The sequence below is a fragment of the Pseudomonas sp. NPDC088444 genome (assembly GCF_044900175.1).
Taxonomy (GTDB): domain Bacteria; phylum Pseudomonadota; class Gammaproteobacteria; order Pseudomonadales; family Pseudomonadaceae; genus Aquipseudomonas.
The window spans coordinates 271,479-286,952 of the sequence record NZ_JBJDNK010000010.1; the positions used below are offsets into that span (position 1 = coordinate 271,479).

Here is a 15,474-nt window from a genome sequence, read left to right on the forward strand (position 1 = left end):
GAACAACAAAAAAGCGCTAAAGGAGAACGCTGGATGGCTGATATCGATGCACGCTTGCGCGAAGACGTTCACCTGCTGGGTGAGTTGTTGGGCAACACCATTCGTGATCAGCACGGGGCTGATTTTCTCGAAAAGATCGAACGCATTCGCAAGAGTGCCAAGGCCGGGCGTCACGGTTCGGCGCAGGGCACCGAGCAACTGAGTTCCAACTTGGAAAGCCTGAGGGAAGACGAGCTGCTGCCGGTGGCGAGGGCCTTCAATCAGTTCTTGAATCTGGCGAACATCGCCGAGCAATACCAACTCATTCATCGTCGCGACGACAGCACGCCTCAGCCGTTCGAGTCTCGCGTGTTGCCCGAACTGCTGGAGCGTTTGAAGCAGTCCGGACAGTCGCCTGACGCGCTGGCCCGTCAACTCGGCAAGCTGGAAATCGAACTGGTGCTGACCGCGCACCCGACCGAAGTGGCGCGACGTACCCTCATCCAGAAATACGACGCCATCGCCGCGCAACTCGCCGCCCTCGATCATCGCGATCTGAATCGTCTGGAGCGCCAGCAGATCACTGAGCGCTTGCAACGTCTGATCGCCGAAGCCTGGCACACCGAAGAGATTCGCCGCGTGCGTCCCACCCCGGTGGATGAAGCGAAATGGGGCTTTGCGGTGATCGAGAACTCGCTGTGGCAGGCGATTCCCAATTATTTGCGCAAGGCCGATCAGGCGCTGCACGCGGCAACCGGCCTGCATTTGCCCCTTGAGGCGGCTCCGATTCGCTTTGCCTCGTGGATGGGCGGGGATCGTGATGGCAACCCTAACGTAACGGCAGCGGTCACCCGCGAAGTGCTGCTATTGGCTCGCTGGATGGCCGCGGATCTCTACTTGCGAGACGTCGATCAACTGGCCGCTGAACTGTCGATGCAACAAGCCAGCCCTGCGCTTTTGGCTGTGGCGGGGGACAGCGCCGAACCTTACCGCAGCGTCCTTAAACAACTGCGTGAGCGGTTGCGCGCTACCCGGAATTGGGCGCACGCGTCCCTCAAAGTCACTCAGCCCGAGCCAGAAGGCGTGTTGCACAGCAACCGCGAGTTGCTGGAGCCGTTGCAGTTGTGTTTCCAGTCGCTGCATGAATGCGGCATGGGCGTGATCGCCGACGGGCCGCTGCTCGATTGCTTGCGTCGCGCCGTCACGTTCGGCCTGTTTCTGGTCAAGCTCGACGTACGCCAGGACTCCACGCGACACAGTTCGGCAATGACCGAAATCACCGATTATCTGGGGCTGGGCCGTTACAACGAGTGGGACGAAGAGGCGCGCATCGAGTTTCTGCTGCGTGAGTTGAGTAACAAACGTCCGCTATTGCCCGCCCATTTCAAACCCGCTGCCGACACTGCTGAAGTGTTGGCGACCTGCCGCGAAGTGGCGGCGGCGCCTGCCGCGTCGCTGGGTTCCTATGTCATTTCCATGGCCGGTGCTGCGTCCGACGTCCTGGCCGTACAGTTGCTATTGAAAGAAGCCGGGTTGCAGCGGCCGATGCGCGTGGTGCCGTTGTTCGAAACCCTGGCGGATCTGGATAACGCAGGGCCTGTGATCGAGCATCTGCTGAGTCTGCCGGGCTATCGCGCACGTCTGAGCGGGCCACAGGAAGTCATGATCGGCTATTCCGATTCGGCCAAGGACGCGGGTACCACGGCGGCAGCCTGGGCGCAGTACCGGGCGCAGGAAAAACTGGTCGAAATTTGCCGCGCCCAACAAGTGGAGCTGCTGTTGTTTCATGGTCGTGGCGGCACCGTGGGGCGTGGCGGCGGCCCGGCTCATGCGGCGATTCTGTCGCAGCCGCCGGGTTCGGTGGCCGGGCGTTTCCGTACCACTGAACAGGGCGAAATGATCCGCTTCAAGTTCGGCTTGCCCGACATTGCCGAGCAAAACCTCAACCTCTACCTGGCTGCGGTGCTGGAGGCCACGCTGCAACCTCCGCCGATGCCGGAGCCTGCCTGGCGTCAAATGATGGATCAACTGGCGGCAGATGGGGTTAAGGCCTACCGGGCGGTGGTGCGGGAAAATCCCGAGTTCGTCGAGTACTTCCGTCAAGCGACGCCAGAGCAGGAACTGGGGCGCTTGCCATTGGGCAGTCGTCCGGCGAAACGTCGAGAGGGTGGGGTGGAAAGTCTGCGGGCGATCCCGTGGATTTTCGCCTGGACTCAGACGCGCCTGATGTTGCCTGCGTGGCTCGGCTGGGAGGAGGCGCTGAGCAACGCACTGAAGCGAGGGCAGGGCGATTTGCTTGGCCAGATGCGCGAGCAGTGGCCGTTTTTCCGCACCCGTATCGACATGCTGGAGATGGTGCTGGCCAAGGCCGACAGCGACATCGCACAACTCTACGACGAACGTCTGGTTGACCCGACACTGCTGCATCTTGGTATACATCTGCGCGACCTATTGTCGCAGGCTTGTCAGGTCGTGCTGGGGTTGACCGGCCAGTCGCAGCTGTTGGCCCATAGCCCGGAAACGCTGGAGTTCATCAGTTTGCGCAACACCTATCTGGACCCTCTGCATCTGCTACAGGCCGAGCTGCTGGCACGCTCGCGTCGGCAGGAGGCCAGTCTGGACAGTCCTTTGGTACAGGCGCTGCTAGTGTCTGTGGCGGGGATTGCCGCCGGTTTGCGCAACACGGGCTGAAGGGCGTTTTCTGGCAGGGATGGGGGCGAAAGCCTTCATCTCGCGGGTTACGGGTGGCTGTTCACTGCGCGTAAATGTGCAGCTATGGCGGGTCATCCGAAAGTATCGATCGTTGGCGGGCTACCGGTTTACGCCCGGTTGGTGCGACTTTTAGCGTCTTGTGCGGCAGGAATCGGCTGTGTATCTTGATCAGCCTTTTGGCCGTTGGGTCAGTAAATCTTTAAAGCGATTGGCCCCAATCAGGCGAATCCGACGAAATCTCTATAAAAATTGAGGAGCACAACAATGCGCGTGATTCTGCTGGGAGCTCCCGGGGCCGGTAAAGGTACTCAGGCAACGTTTATCACCAAGAAATTCGGCATTCCGCAAATCTCCACGGGCGACATGCTGCGCGCAGCGGTCAAGGCGGGCACCGAACTGGGTCTGAAAGCCAAGAGCGTCATGGACGCGGGCGGTCTGGTTTCCGATGACCTGATCATTGGCCTGATCAAAGATCGCCTGTCGCAGCCAGACTGCGTCAATGGCTGCCTGTTCGACGGCTTCCCACGCACCATTCCTCAGGCTGAAGCCCTGAAGAATGCGGGCCTTTCGATCGACCACGTGGTTGAAATCAAGGTGGATGACGAAGAAATAGTCAAACGCATCTCTGGTCGTCGTGTACACGAAGGTTCGGGCCGTGTTTATCACACCGTGTTCAACCCGCCAAAGGTTGAAGGCAAGGATGACGAGACCGGCGAAGATCTGGTTCAGCGTAAAGATGACGTTGAAGAAACCGTGCGTCATCGCCTGTCGGTTTACCACGCGCAAACCGAGCCTCTGGTCGAGTTCTACAAAAAGCTCGAAGAGAACGACGGCACGCCGAAGTTCAGCAGCATTCCGGGCGTTGGCTCGGTAGCCGACATCACCGCCAAGGTGGAAGCAGCACTGGCCTGATCCTTCATGGCGCAGTGAACAACGGCCCGATTGCGGGCCGTTGTTGTTTATAATGCGGCACTTTTCGTACTCCCCCTCACTCACGGAACCCCACGATGACCACCTTGCTGGCCCTGGACACCGCCACTGAAGCCTGCTCAGTCGCTTTGCTGCACGACGGCAAAGTGCTGACTCACTACGAGGTGATCCCGCGTCTGCACGCTCAAAAGCTGCTGCCGATGATCAAGGACCTGCTGGCCGAGGCGGGGATTGGTCTGTCGGCGCTGGACGCCATTGCATTTGGTCGTGGTCCGGGTGCTTTCACCGGCGTGCGTATTGCCATTGGTGTGGTTCAGGGGCTGGCGTTCGGCCTGGATCGCCCGGTATTACCGGTTTCCAACCTCGCGGCATTGGCGCAACGTGCCTTTCGTGAGCAGGGCGCCACGCAGGTGGCGGCAGCCATCGATGCGCGGATGGATGAAGTGTATTGGGGTTGCTATCGCGAAGTGGCAGGCGAGATGACGCTGATCGGCGCAGAAGCGGTGATGCCACCGGAAAGTGCTGCACTGCCGCACGATGCGTCGGGCGAGTGGTTCGGCGCGGGCACCGGTTGGGGGTACGGCGAGCGCATTCACGTCAACCTGTCCGGCCAGGACGCCACGTTGCTGCCTCACGCACAGGATCTGCTCACGCTAGGCACTTTCGCCTGGCATCGCGGCGAAGCCATCGTCGCCGATCAGGCGCAACCGGTTTACCTGCGCGACAAAGTGGCCACGCCCAAGGCGCGGTGACGTGGTCTGTTCCATCGCGAATACCCTTGTGGGAGCCGGCTTGCTGGCGAATGCGGCCTTTCTGTCCCGTCTGGTCCGACTGATCCACCGCTTTCGCCACCAAGGCGGCTCCCACAGGAATTCAACCGCTAGATACGTGCAATCTGCGACCCAAGTCACACCGTTTGCTACCGTTCGGCGACAAACCTGCAATTTCTGCCCGTGGCTTTAAACGTTTTGCAATAACTGTGGTCTAGTTAACGTTCGCGAGTTTGCTTAAGTGCGTTTCGTGAGATTAAATTGCCACTACAAGACGCCGAGTAAGCATCGATGCGTATTAATGGTCCATCACCACGTTCGTACCCGATCAAGCGCAAGCCCCGCAAAGGCTCGGCGACGATCGATAACGCCTCGGAAGAAGTGATCGACGACGTTGAAGTGGTCGCGCAACAGCCTGCTCGTCGTCAAACCGGCAGCACCGCCAATGTGCCTGCTCGCCAACAGGACATCATCTTCCCTCGTGCCATGAGCCGTCGAGTCGCCACCGCGCTCAGCAGCTACCTGACGACGTCCACGTTCGTTGATTGGGACCTCGAAGTCTCGGGGCTTGATCTGCACGTTTGAACATCGCCAATCCGCCTTACTACATCGGTTGTCCGTCGTGGAGTGAAAACGCCTGGCGTGATTCGCTGTACCCGCCCGATGCCCGCAGCACCGATTTTCTTGAACTCTATGCCCAAGTCTTCAACGCCGTTGAAGGCAACACGACGTTCTACGCACGCCCGAAAGACACGACGGTGCAGCGCTGGGCGCAGGTGTTGCCTGAGCATTTTCGCTTCACTGCCAAGTTTCCGGGTGACATCAGCCACGCGGGGGATTTGCGCGAGCACCTGACCGCCGCCGACGATTTCCTGCGATTGCTGGCGCCGTTGGGTGAGCGTGTTCAGCCGTTGTGGCTGCAACTGCCCGCCAGTTTCACGCCCAACCGCCTGGGGGAACTGGCCACCTTCATCGATGCGCTGGAAGGTCGAGCCTTGGCGGTTGAAGTGCGCAACATGGCGTTTTTCAGCAAGGGTGAAGAAGAGCGAATGCTCAATCGGCTGTTGCTGGATCGCGGCGTCGAACGCATCTGTCTCGATTCCCGCCCCCTGTTCAGTTGCATCTCCAATGATCCGGCTGTGCTGCATGCACAGTCGAAAAAGCCGAAAGTGCCTGCGAGGCCCGCTGCGTTGACGCAGTTCCCCCAGATCCGCTTCATTGGCCGCCCGGAGCTGGACGCCAACCAGAGCTTCCTCAAGCAATGGGCAGTGAAAGTGGCAGGGTGGATTGAAGAGGGGCGGACGCCCTACGTGTTCCTACACACGCCCGATAACGTTCAGGCTCCGGACCTCGCACGACGCTTCCATCAGCAGTTAATGACATTGCTGCCTGGTCTGCCGGACCTGCCTGAGCTGGAGCGTGGGCCTGAAGTGGAGCAACTTGGGCTGCTCTGAGGTCGATAGTGGGCATGTCCTCGCACACTCAGTGGAAATCTGCTTATGCGCGGTTCGACCCTGTTCCTCATATGCTTTTTAGCCTGCGCAAGCGTTGCCATTTCGGTGTGGCGCGGATGGCTACCTATTCCGGACCGCTGGAATCCTTGGGTGCCGCTGGACCTGCGCGATCAGCCGAATCTTCTGACGTCGTTCAAGCTCTGGCGCCTCCAGCGCAATCCGACGTTGTGCGATCACGTGCTGCAGACGTCGAGCCTGCGTTACAGCCGTCAGACCGACAGCGGCGCCGACGCCAAATGCCCGCTGACTAACACGTTGCGCATACAAGGCGGGGATGTGGCGTTGAGCAGCAGCTTTCTCTCAAGCTGCCCGCTGGCGGTGGCTTATGCGCTGTTCGACATTCATGAACTCCAACCGGCCGCCCAAGCGGTGTTCGGGCAAAACGTCACGCAGGTCGATCATCTCGGCAGTTTTGCCTGTCGCAACGTGTATAACCGTAGCGTAGGGCGGCTCAGTCAGCATGCCTCGGCCAATGCGTTGGACATTGCCGGGTTTCGCCTGGCTGACGGAAAACGGATTTCGGTGCTCAGGGATTGGAATGACGGCAGTGATAAAGGGAAGTTTCTGGCATTAGTCAGGGATGGCGCCTGTCGGCAGTTCAACACGGTGCTGGGGCCGGACTATAACGCGGCGCACCGGAATCACTTTCACGTCGACATGGGGCGCTGGCGGGTCTGCCGTTAGGGGGTTGCGGTGGCGGGCATGAGTTTCTGTAGCGGTCCGGGTTGCCGGTGTTAGCGAGCTCGCTGACGCCACCGCCGGCAAGCCGGACTGCTACAGGCGTTGCCCAAGATTAGATTATCAAGCCGCGATACGAAGATTCTGCAACACGATCGGCCGTGCCCAGCCGTTATCGAATTCCAGATGGCGCTGTTGTTCGTTTATTTCTTCAGCGCTGTAAGGCGTGGCCGGTTTGTCGGCCAGGTCCCATTCGAACTCGGCAATGGGCAGGAAAAGCGGGCGAGGCTGAGGGCCTGGACCCGGATCGACGCTGTCGTCGTACGGGTTGAGCACGGTCGGGCGTACCCAGTTGCTGTCGATTTCCAGATTGCGCTGCTGTTCGATCATTTCGCTGGCGCTGAAAGGCACGGGTGGTTTGGCCAGGTCCCATTCAAATTCGGCAATCGGCAAAAACAGCGGCTCGGGCGGGGCAATTTCTTTGTCTTCGACCGGGCATTCGCGCTGTTCGACGATTTTGCTCAGGGTCTTGGCGCCCGCAATTGGCTCGCCAGTCATGCTGTCCGTCGCGGCTACAACGCTGAATTCCGGGGTTGTGCCTGCGTTGTCGTCGACTTGCTGAGCCATTGCCCGGGCGAACGCATCCTGCCAGAGCTGCGTGGAGCCGCCCAGGGTTTCGGTGTTGCGTACGCTGTAGTCGCCAACGTACGTCAAGTAACCGATTGAGGATGTGTTCTGAATGTCTGACATAAGCGCTCAGTACATGCCGTGGGTCTGGCAGAATGCCGGATACTTTCGTTATCGGCAGATGTTGCCAATCATTAAGAAAATTTGAGCGTGTTGAAAAGATGAGTGAGCAGCAAGCGGGCAGCCGCATTCGGGTCGAAACCCTGACCGCCGATGGCGCGCAGCAAGCCGCACGATGGGCCGAGCGTCTGGGTTTGCCTCTGGAGGACGGCGAGGCCGATTTTGCACTGCAAGTCTGTGATGACGGTTTGCAATTGCAGCAGCTGGGCGAGGATGCGCCGGGTCCGGTGCGGGTGGACTTCGTGGAAGGCAAAGCCGCCCATCGACGCCTGTTTGGTGGCGGTAGCGGGCAGATGATCGCCAAGGCGGTGGGTATCCAACCGGGTGTTCGTCCCCGTGTGCTGGACGCGACTGCCGGGCTGGGCAAGGACGCGTTCGTGTTGGCGAGCCTGGGCTGTGAGATGAGCCTGATCGAGCGTCAGCCGATCATTGCCGCACTGCTGGAGGATGGTCTCGCCCGTGCGGCGCAGGATCTGGACGTCGGCGCGATTGTCAGCCAGATGCGCTTGTTGACCGGTAACTCCATCGAACTGATGCGCAATTGGGAAGGTGAGCCGCCGCAGGTCATCTACCTGGACCCGATGTTTCCCCATCGTGAGAAAACGGCGCTGGTGAAGAAGGAGATGCGTTTGTTCCGGCCATTGGTGGGCGACGACATGGACGCCCCCGCGTTGCTGGAAGCGGCCCTCGCGCTGGCGACTCACCGCGTAGTCGTCAAACGCCCGCGCAAGGCGCCTTGCATCGAGGGCACGAAGCCAGGGTATGCGTTGGATGGCAAATCGAGCCGGTATGACATCTACCCGAAGAAAGCATTGAAGCCCTGATTGCAGATTTCACCGACGCCATTTTGTCGGCATGCACGCAAATCTGTGGGAGCGAATTCATTCGCGATTGGATCGTACCTCCGATGAAGATGTGTCGGATGTACAACCGCATCGCGAATGAATTCGCTCCCACCGGGGGGGATGCAGGGCATGCATTTGGCGGCGCGGCTGACGTTCAGGCTTTGTAAGCCTTCAAAAACAACGCCACCACCTCCCGCACATGCCGCTCGCCGGTCTGTTCATCCGGCACACCTGCGTTGCCGATCAGCAACCGGAAGTTACACACCCCCTTGATCAAGCTCAGAAAGTGCCCCGCGGCGCGGGCAGGCGAATCGAAATGCAGGCCTTCGGTGTCGTTCACCCGCGTCAGAAAACGCTCCATTTCGTGCAGGATACGTTGCGGCCCAGCCTCGAAGAAAACTTGTGACAGCGTAGTGTCCTGAGTGCCCAAGGCGATCATCAGGCGATGCAGCTCGATGGACTCCGGACTGTTGATCAGCGTCTGAAAACCTCTCGCAATACCCAGCAATACTTTTTCCACTGATGCATTCGGCGCCATGTCGACGAACAACTCGGGCAGTTGCTCCTCGCAGCGAGCCACGACCGCGGCAGAGAACAGTGTCTCCTTGTCATTGAAGTGGCTGTAAACCGTGAGCTTGGAAACCCCGGCTTCAGCGGCGACCGCATCCATGCTGGTATTCGCATACCCATTGCGGACGAACAGGTCTTTGGCGGCGTCCAGAATCGCCTGGCGCTTGGCCAGATCCTTCGGGCGGCCAGGGCCTGTGGTGGATGTTGCATCGGTCATTCGGTGATCAAGCCTGTCGGTTTTAATAGTGGACTGTGCAGTTCGGTAATTCTTAATATACTCGCCAGTACAATTATTCAAAGCTCCCTCTGCCAAGGTGCCTCATCATGTTTCGCGATGCCTTGTTCCTTGCTGTGCCGATCGGTCTGGCGTCGTTGCTGGTCGGCTGTGGCCAGGATGTTTCGGTTCCCGCCACTGTTCGCCCGGCCATGGTAGTGCAACCCATGCCGTCGTCCCAATCCATGGACAGCTACCCCGGTGAAGTCCGCGCCCGTTTCGAGCCGGATCTGGCCTTTCGCATCTCGGGCAAGGTGAGCAAGCGGCTGGTCGAGGAGGGCGAACGGGTCAAGGCCGAGCAGCCATTGGCCGAACTCGATGCACAAGACGTGCGCCTGCAACTGGATGCCACTCGCGCGCAGGTCGCGGCTGCCGAAGCCAACCTGCAAATGGTCCGCTCCGAGCGTGACCGTTACAAGACATTGATGGACCGTCAAATGGTCAGCAAGTCACAGTACGACAACGCCGAGAACCTTTACCGCGCAGGCGATGCCCGTCTCAAACAGCTCAAGGCTGAACTCACCGTCGCCGACAATCAGACCCGTTACGCGGTGCTTCGTGCCTCTCAGGATGGTGTGGTCGCCAAACGTCTGGTGGAAGTGGGTCAGGTGGTGGCCGCCGGGCAAACCGTCTTCACGCTGGCTGCCGATGGTGAGCGCGAAGTGGCGATCAGCCTGCCGGAACAGAATTTCGGCCGTTTCAAGATCGGCGATCCAGTGTCTGTCGAACTGTGGACCCAGCGCGAACAACGGTTCCCTGGCCGCATCCGCGAACTGTCTCCGGCAGCCGATCCTAAATCTCGTACCTTCGCGGCGCGCATCGCTTTTGCCGGGGGCAAAGTCCCTGCCGAGCTGGGGCAGAGTGCGCGGGTGTTCATTGCCTCGGATCACAGCGTGCCGTTGTCGGTACCGCTGTCTGCCGTGACCGCTGAAAATGGGCAGACCTACGTCTGGCGCCTGCAAAGCGACAGCACCCTCAAGCGCACGCCGGTTCAGGTCGGCCCTTATGGCCAGGAATCCGTCCCCGTGTTGGGTGGGCTGACGGCCAATGATTGGGTGGTGGCGGCGGGCGTTCATGTGTTGCACGAAGGTGAACAGGTGCGTCCGGTAGACCGCGATAACCGCGCGATCAAACTGGCAAGCGGGGAGTAAGCACGGATGCGTTTCAACCTCTCCGAATGGGCGCTGCGCAACCGGCAGATGGTCCTGTATTTGATGATTCTTCTGGCCGTGGTCGGAGCGTTGTCCTACACCAAGCTGGGGCAGAGTGAAGATCCGCCGTTTACCTTCAAAGCCATGGTGATTCGCACGCTCTGGCCGGGTGCCAGCGCCGAGGAAGTGGCGCGTCAGGTCACCGACCGGATTGAAAAGAAGCTGATGGAAACCGGCGATTACGAGCGCATCGTCTCGTTTTCGCGGCCCGGCGAGTCTCAGGTGACGTTCATGGCACGGGACTCGCTGGTCTCGGCCAAGTTGCCCGAGCTGTGGTATCAGATCCGCAAGAAGATCGGTGACATCCGCCAGACTTTGCCCACGGGTGTACAAGGCCCATTCTTCAACGACGAATTCGGCACCACCTTCGGCAACATCTACGCGCTGACGGGGGAGGGCTTCGATTACGCGGTCATGAAGGATTACGCCGACCGTATCCAGATCCAGTTGCAACGGGTGAAGGATGTGGGCAAGGTCGAGCTGATCGGCCTGCAAGACGAGAAGATCTGGATCGAGCTGTCGAACGTCAAACTCGCTACCCTTGGCCTACCGTTGTCTGCGGTTCAACAGGCGCTGGAAGCGCAGAACGCGGTGGTCGCAGCGAGCTTTTTCGAGACCCCCAGCGAGCGCGTGCAGTTGCGGGTGACCGGACGCTTCCAGACCGTCGACGAAATTCGCAATTTCCCGATCCGGGTCGGCGACCGCACCTTCCGCATCAGCGATCTGGCCGACGTGCGTCGTGGCTTCAATGACCCCCCCGCGCCGCGTATGCGCTTCATGGGACAGGACGCCATCGGGCTGGCCGTGGCGATGAAGGACGGCGGCGACATCCTGGTACTCGGCCGCGCGCTGGAAGGCGAGTTCGCGCGTTTGCAAAACAACCTTCCGGCGGGCATGCAGCTGCGCAAGGTCTCTGATCAACCGGCGGCGGTGAAGACCAGCGTGGGCGAATTCGTTCAGGTGCTCGCCGAGGCGTTGGGTATCGTGCTGCTGGTGAGCTTCTTCTCCCTCGGCGTGCGCACTGGCATGGTGGTGGCGCTGGCGATTCCCGTGGTCCTGGCGATGACCTTCGCCACCATGTATTACCTCGGCATCGGCCTGCACAAGATTTCCCTCGGCGCGCTGGTGCTGGCGCTGGGGCTGCTGGTGGACGACGCGATCATCGCTGTGGAAATGATGGCGATCAAAATGGAACAGGGCTACGACCGTCTCAAGGCCGCAGCCTTCGCCTGGACCAGTACCGCGTTTCCCATGCTGACCGGCACGCTGATCACTGCGGCCGGGTTCCTGCCGATTGCCACCGCGCAGTCCAGCACGGGTGAATACACCCGCTCGATCTTTCAGGTGGTGACCATTGCACTGCTCGCCTCGTGGGTGGCTGCGGTGGTGTTCGTGCCGTACCTGGGCGAGCGCCTGCTGCCGGATCTGGCCAGGATTCATGCGGCTAAACACGGCTCAGGCCCGGATGCGCCAGACCCTTACGGCACGCCGTTTTATAAAAAGGTTCGAGCGCTGGTGGGCTGGTGTGTGCGTCGGCGCAAGACCGTTATCGTGCTGACCATTGCCTTGTTCGTGCTGTCGATTTTTAGCTTCCGTTTCGTCCCGCAACAGTTCTTTCCGGCCTCGGGACGACTGGAGTTGATGGTCGATCTGAAGCTCGCTGAAGGCGCGTCGCTGAGCAATACGGCAGAGCAGGTCAAGCGCCTTGAGGGCATGATCAAGGACCACGCGGGCGTCGAGAATTACGTGGCCTATGTCGGCACCGGCTCGCCGCGTTTCTACCTGCCGCTGGACCAGCAACTGCCTGCCGCCAGCTTTGCGCAGTTTGTCGTGCTGGCGAAAACCATCGAGGACCGCGAAGCCCTGCGCACCTGGCTGATTCAGACGCTGGATGAGCAGTTCCCGATGCTGCGTCCTCGGGTTACACGGCTGGAAAACGGTCCCCCCGTGGGCTATCCGGTGCAATTTCGGGTGACCGGTGAGCACATCGACGAGGTGCGGGCGCTGGCGCGCAAAGTCGCGGCCAAGGTTCGCGAAAACCCCCATGTGGTCAACGTGCACCTGGACTGGGAGGAACCGAGCAAAGTGGTGTATCTCAACGTTGATCAGGACCGGGCGCGGGCCTTGGGCGTGACCACGGCCGACCTGTCGCGCTTCCTGCAAAGTCAGTTGACCGGTTCCAGCGTCAGCCAGTACCGCGAAGACGACGAACTGATCGAAATCCTGTTGCGCGGCACCGAACAGGAGCGTCATGCGCTGGGCGGGTTGGCGAGTCTGTCAGTACCGACGGCCAACGGCGCCAGCGTGGCGTTGTCCCAGGTCGCGACGCTGGAATACGGCTTCGAGGAAGGCATCATCTGGCATCGCAATCGTCTGCCCAACGTGACCATTCGCGCCGACATTTATGGCAAGGAGCAACCGGCGACCCTGGTCAATCAGATCCTGCCGACGCTTGAGGGCGTGCGCGCACAATTGCCCGATGGTTACCTGCTCGAAGTCGGCGGCACGGTCGAAGACTCGACCCGGGGCCAGAACTCGGTGAACGCCGGTGTGCCGTTGTTCATCGTGGTGGTGCTGACGTTACTGATGATCCAGCTGCGCAGTTTCTCACGCACCTTCATGGTGTTTCTGACAGCGCCGCTGGGTTTGATCGGTGTGACGCTGTTTCTGTTGATCTTCCGTCAGCCGTTCGGCTTCGTGGCAATGCTGGGCACCATCGCGCTGTCCGGGATGATCATGCGCAACTCGGTGATCCTGGTGGACCAGATCGAGCAGGACATCGCCGCAGGGCTTGATCGCTGGCAGGCGATTATCGAAGCGACTGTTCGCCGCTTCCGCCCCATCGTCCTTACTGCGCTTGCGGCGGTACTGGCGATGATCCCGCTGTCGCGCAGCGTGTTCTTTGGGCCGATGGCAGTGGCGATCATGGGGGGATTGATCGTGGCGACGGCGCTGACGCTGCTGTTTTTGCCAGCGCTATATGCGGCGTGGTTCAGGGTGAAGAAGCAGACGCCTAACTGAAACACCTCTGTAGCAGCACGGCTTGCCGGCGGTGGCGTCTTTTAAATCGTCACCGTCGGCAAGCCGGACTGCTACAGGGGCACGTTTGGAGGCAGAGTACCGTGTACACGCCATAGCACTCCCTTTCTGTTGCCTGAACAAACTCACCGCCGTGCTTCTCGCCTCGGCGGTTTTCTCCTATATTCGCCCCGCCAGCCTCCGGCTGCTCAAGCACCATCCGCGTCAACATCGTTTCAGGCGATAGAAGTCCATGTCCGAATCTTTCGAAGTCCCCAGCCCCCACGAGCACCATGTCGAGCATGCGCACAAAAGCGGCGACAGCTTTGCCGGAAAGATCGCCGTAATGACCGCGATCATGGCGACGGTGGGTGCGCTGCTCAGTTATCAGGCCGGTTCCACTGAAAGCGAAGCGGCGATGGACAAGAACAACGCAGCGATCAAGAAGACCGAGGCCTCGAATCAGTGGAATTACTATCAGGCCAAGTCCAGCCGTGAAAACCTCGCCGACCTTGCCAGCCACATTCCCGGAATGGACGCCGCGCATTACGTCGCCGAGGTGCAGCGTTACAAGGCGGACAAGGAAGCGGCGAAGGTGAAAGCCGAGGCGCTGGAAGTTCAGGCGCAGGAATGGGACGAGAAGTCCGAGCGAGTGCTGCACTCCCACCATCGGTGGGCGCAAGCGATGATGGCAATTCAGATGGCCATTTCGCTGGCGGCGATCACCTTGCTCACCCGCAAGGAATGGCTGCAAAAGGTCTCCTATGGCGCCGGTGGTGTGAGCATTCTGCTGGGTGTCATGGCCTGGCTACACCTCTGATCGCTTAACAAAAAGCCCCGACACTTTGCGGTGTCGGGGCTTTTTGTGTCGGTTGGCGGTCAGGCGATTACAGTGCGCCAAATACCTTCTTCGCAAGGCTGGTGGCAGCACCGGCCGGGTTGGAGCGAATACTTTCTTCCTGTTTGGCGATCATCTCGAATAGGCCATCCAGCGCCTTTTCAGTCACGTAGCCTTCGATGTTGGAGTCTTTGGCATCGACCACGCCCAGACCTGCTGCCTTGCCTGCAAACGCGTTGTACTGCTGCGCCAGGCCCACTTTGTCGGTGGCCTGCTTGACGATCGGCAAAAATTTGGCGCGGATCTGCTCGCGGCTGGATTTGTTCAGGTATTGGGTCGCGGAATCTTTGCCGCCGGTCAGCACGCCTTTGGCATCCGCTACGCTCATCTTCTTCACGGCATCGACCAGAATCGCCTGAGCCTGCGGTACTGCGGCCTCGGCCGCCTGGTTCATGCTGGTTTCCAGTTGATCAACCTGAGAGCCCATACCCAGCAGCTTCATTTTGCTCGCCACTTTGCCCAGCTTGCCTGGCAACTCGATACGTACATCCTTGTTGTTGCTGAAGCCGCCAGGCACGCCCAGTTGCTTGACGGCGATCTGCGCGCCCTGTGTCAGCGCGTCCTTCAGCCCGCCCGTTGCATCGGATTGCGACAGGTCACCCAAAGAGAGTGCGAAGGCGTTGGCCGACAGCAACAGTCCAGCGCACAGGCCAGTGAACGAGAGGGTGCGAAGCAGCATGGGGAGTGTCCTTTTCATCATGTAGTAAGCGTGTTAGTTCGCCGGGTTCACGCGGATCTTGATCGGCGGCTTTTCTTCCAGCGTCAGGTCCACGGTATAGCGTTCGGTGCTGATCAACAGCAGTTTGCCGTCGACCTCAATGCGTGCGCTGACCGCGTAGGTGTGGCCCGGCTTGATTTGTTTCTGATCGTAAGTCAGATGGAACGGCAGCGGAACCTGGCCTTTGATCGGGCCGCTCTGACTGGCCAGCGTTTGCGCGGGGGCATCGGCCAGTGAGACGTCTTGCAAGCTGACTTTCAACGTGGCGGTGGGCGGCAAGGCCATGCGTTGGAGGTAGAACACTTCGCCATCGACCGTACCGGGCAGGTTGTCCGGTGTGTGACCGGCGCAGGCGGCCAGCAGTGAGGCGGCGAGGGCGAGGAAAAGCTGTTTCATGGGGTGAGTCTCCTTGTGGCTTCGTGGATGCGTCATCGGTGAAATAACGCCGCGATCGTCCTGATTGACTCGCTTCCCCCGTGGGAGCCGGCTTGCTGGCGAATGCGATCTGTCAGTCAATTTATCCCTGACTGACCCAGCGCTTTCGCCAGCA

14 protein-coding genes are annotated in these 15,474 nt (G+C 60.2%); 10 read left to right on the forward strand and 4 right to left on the reverse strand.

Going from position 1 to position 15,474, the window contains the following annotated elements; translation table 11 throughout:
* The first annotated feature begins 33 nt into the window (after positions 1–33).
* The 6 genes from ppc to ACI2KB_RS20890 all read left to right on the forward strand — a co-directional run bounded on the left by ppc (position 34) and on the right by ACI2KB_RS20890 (position 6,589).
* The gene (gene ppc, locus ACI2KB_RS20865; protein WP_404637454.1) at positions 34–2,670 is read left to right on the forward strand and encodes a phosphoenolpyruvate carboxylase; all 2,637 of its coding nucleotides are present in this window, start codon (positions 34–36) and stop codon (positions 2,668–2,670) included.
* 285 nt (positions 2,671–2,955) lie between these two features.
* The gene (gene adk / locus ACI2KB_RS20870) at positions 2,956–3,603 is read left to right on the forward strand and encodes an adenylate kinase (protein WP_404637456.1); all 648 of its coding nucleotides are present in this window, start codon (positions 2,956–2,958) and stop codon (positions 3,601–3,603) included.
* Positions 3,604–3,698: 95 nt separating this feature from the next.
* On the forward strand, positions 3,699–4,373 hold the full coding sequence (tsaB, locus tag ACI2KB_RS20875; RefSeq protein ID WP_404637458.1) for a tRNA (adenosine(37)-N6)-threonylcarbamoyltransferase complex dimerization subunit type 1 TsaB: 675 nt from the start codon (positions 3,699–3,701) through the stop codon (positions 4,371–4,373).
* Positions 4,374–4,682: 309 nt separating this feature from the next.
* The gene (locus ACI2KB_RS20880) at positions 4,683–4,976 is read left to right on the forward strand and encodes a hypothetical protein (RefSeq protein ID WP_404637460.1); all 294 of its coding nucleotides are present in this window, start codon (positions 4,683–4,685) and stop codon (positions 4,974–4,976) included.
* Between the two features lie 2 nt (positions 4,977–4,978).
* On the forward strand, positions 4,979–5,845 hold the full coding sequence (locus tag ACI2KB_RS20885; protein WP_404637566.1) for a DUF72 domain-containing protein: 867 nt from the start codon (positions 4,979–4,981) through the stop codon (positions 5,843–5,845).
* Positions 5,846–5,890: 45 nt separating this feature from the next.
* A complete protein-coding gene (locus ACI2KB_RS20890; RefSeq protein WP_404637462.1) occupies positions 5,891–6,589 on the forward strand; it encodes an extensin family protein in 699 nt (232 codons plus the stop codon).
* A 117-nt stretch (positions 6,590–6,706) separates the two neighbouring features.
* Here ACI2KB_RS20890 and ACI2KB_RS20895 read toward each other — a convergent pair whose 3' ends face one another.
* Positions 6,707–7,333 (reverse strand): energy transducer TonB, encoded by a 627-nt coding sequence (locus ACI2KB_RS20895; protein WP_404637464.1) that lies wholly within the window; start codon positions 7,331–7,333, stop codon positions 6,707–6,709.
* Between the two features lie 98 nt (positions 7,334–7,431).
* On the opposite strand from ACI2KB_RS20895, the gene ACI2KB_RS20900 reads away from it, so the two are divergent.
* Positions 7,432–8,214: a class I SAM-dependent methyltransferase gene (locus ACI2KB_RS20900; RefSeq protein ID WP_404637466.1), complete on the forward strand. Its 783-nt coding sequence runs from the start codon at positions 7,432–7,434 to the stop codon at positions 8,212–8,214.
* Positions 8,215–8,389: 175 nt separating this feature from the next.
* Here the strand turns inward: ACI2KB_RS20900 and ACI2KB_RS20905 are convergent, their stop codons facing one another.
* Positions 8,390–9,022 (reverse strand): TetR/AcrR family transcriptional regulator, encoded by a 633-nt coding sequence (locus ACI2KB_RS20905; protein WP_404637468.1) that lies wholly within the window; start codon positions 9,020–9,022, stop codon positions 8,390–8,392.
* A 107-nt stretch (positions 9,023–9,129) separates the two neighbouring features.
* Here ACI2KB_RS20905 and ACI2KB_RS20910 point away from each other — a divergent pair, with 107 nt between their 5' ends.
* The 3 genes from ACI2KB_RS20910 to ACI2KB_RS20920 all read left to right on the forward strand — a co-directional run bounded on the left by ACI2KB_RS20910 (position 9,130) and on the right by ACI2KB_RS20920 (position 14,128).
* Positions 9,130–10,230, forward strand: a complete 1,101-nt coding sequence (locus tag ACI2KB_RS20910; RefSeq protein WP_404637470.1) for an efflux RND transporter periplasmic adaptor subunit — start codon at positions 9,130–9,132, stop codon at positions 10,228–10,230.
* Positions 10,231–10,236: 6 nt separating this feature from the next.
* The gene (locus ACI2KB_RS20915) at positions 10,237–13,311 is read left to right on the forward strand and encodes an efflux RND transporter permease subunit (RefSeq protein ID WP_404637472.1); all 3,075 of its coding nucleotides are present in this window, start codon (positions 10,237–10,239) and stop codon (positions 13,309–13,311) included.
* 250 nt (positions 13,312–13,561) lie between these two features.
* On the forward strand, positions 13,562–14,128 hold the full coding sequence (locus ACI2KB_RS20920) for a DUF4337 domain-containing protein (RefSeq protein ID WP_404637474.1): 567 nt from the start codon (positions 13,562–13,564) through the stop codon (positions 14,126–14,128).
* Between the two features lie 67 nt (positions 14,129–14,195).
* Here ACI2KB_RS20920 and ACI2KB_RS20925 read toward each other — a convergent pair whose 3' ends face one another.
* Positions 14,196–14,885: a DUF4197 domain-containing protein gene (locus ACI2KB_RS20925; protein ID WP_404637476.1), complete on the reverse strand. Its 690-nt coding sequence runs from the start codon at positions 14,883–14,885 to the stop codon at positions 14,196–14,198.
* A gap of 33 nt (positions 14,886–14,918) precedes the next feature.
* Positions 14,919–15,320, reverse strand: a complete 402-nt coding sequence (locus ACI2KB_RS20930; RefSeq protein ID WP_404637478.1) for a YbaY family lipoprotein — start codon at positions 15,318–15,320, stop codon at positions 14,919–14,921.
* Positions 15,321–15,474 lie beyond the last annotated feature (154 nt).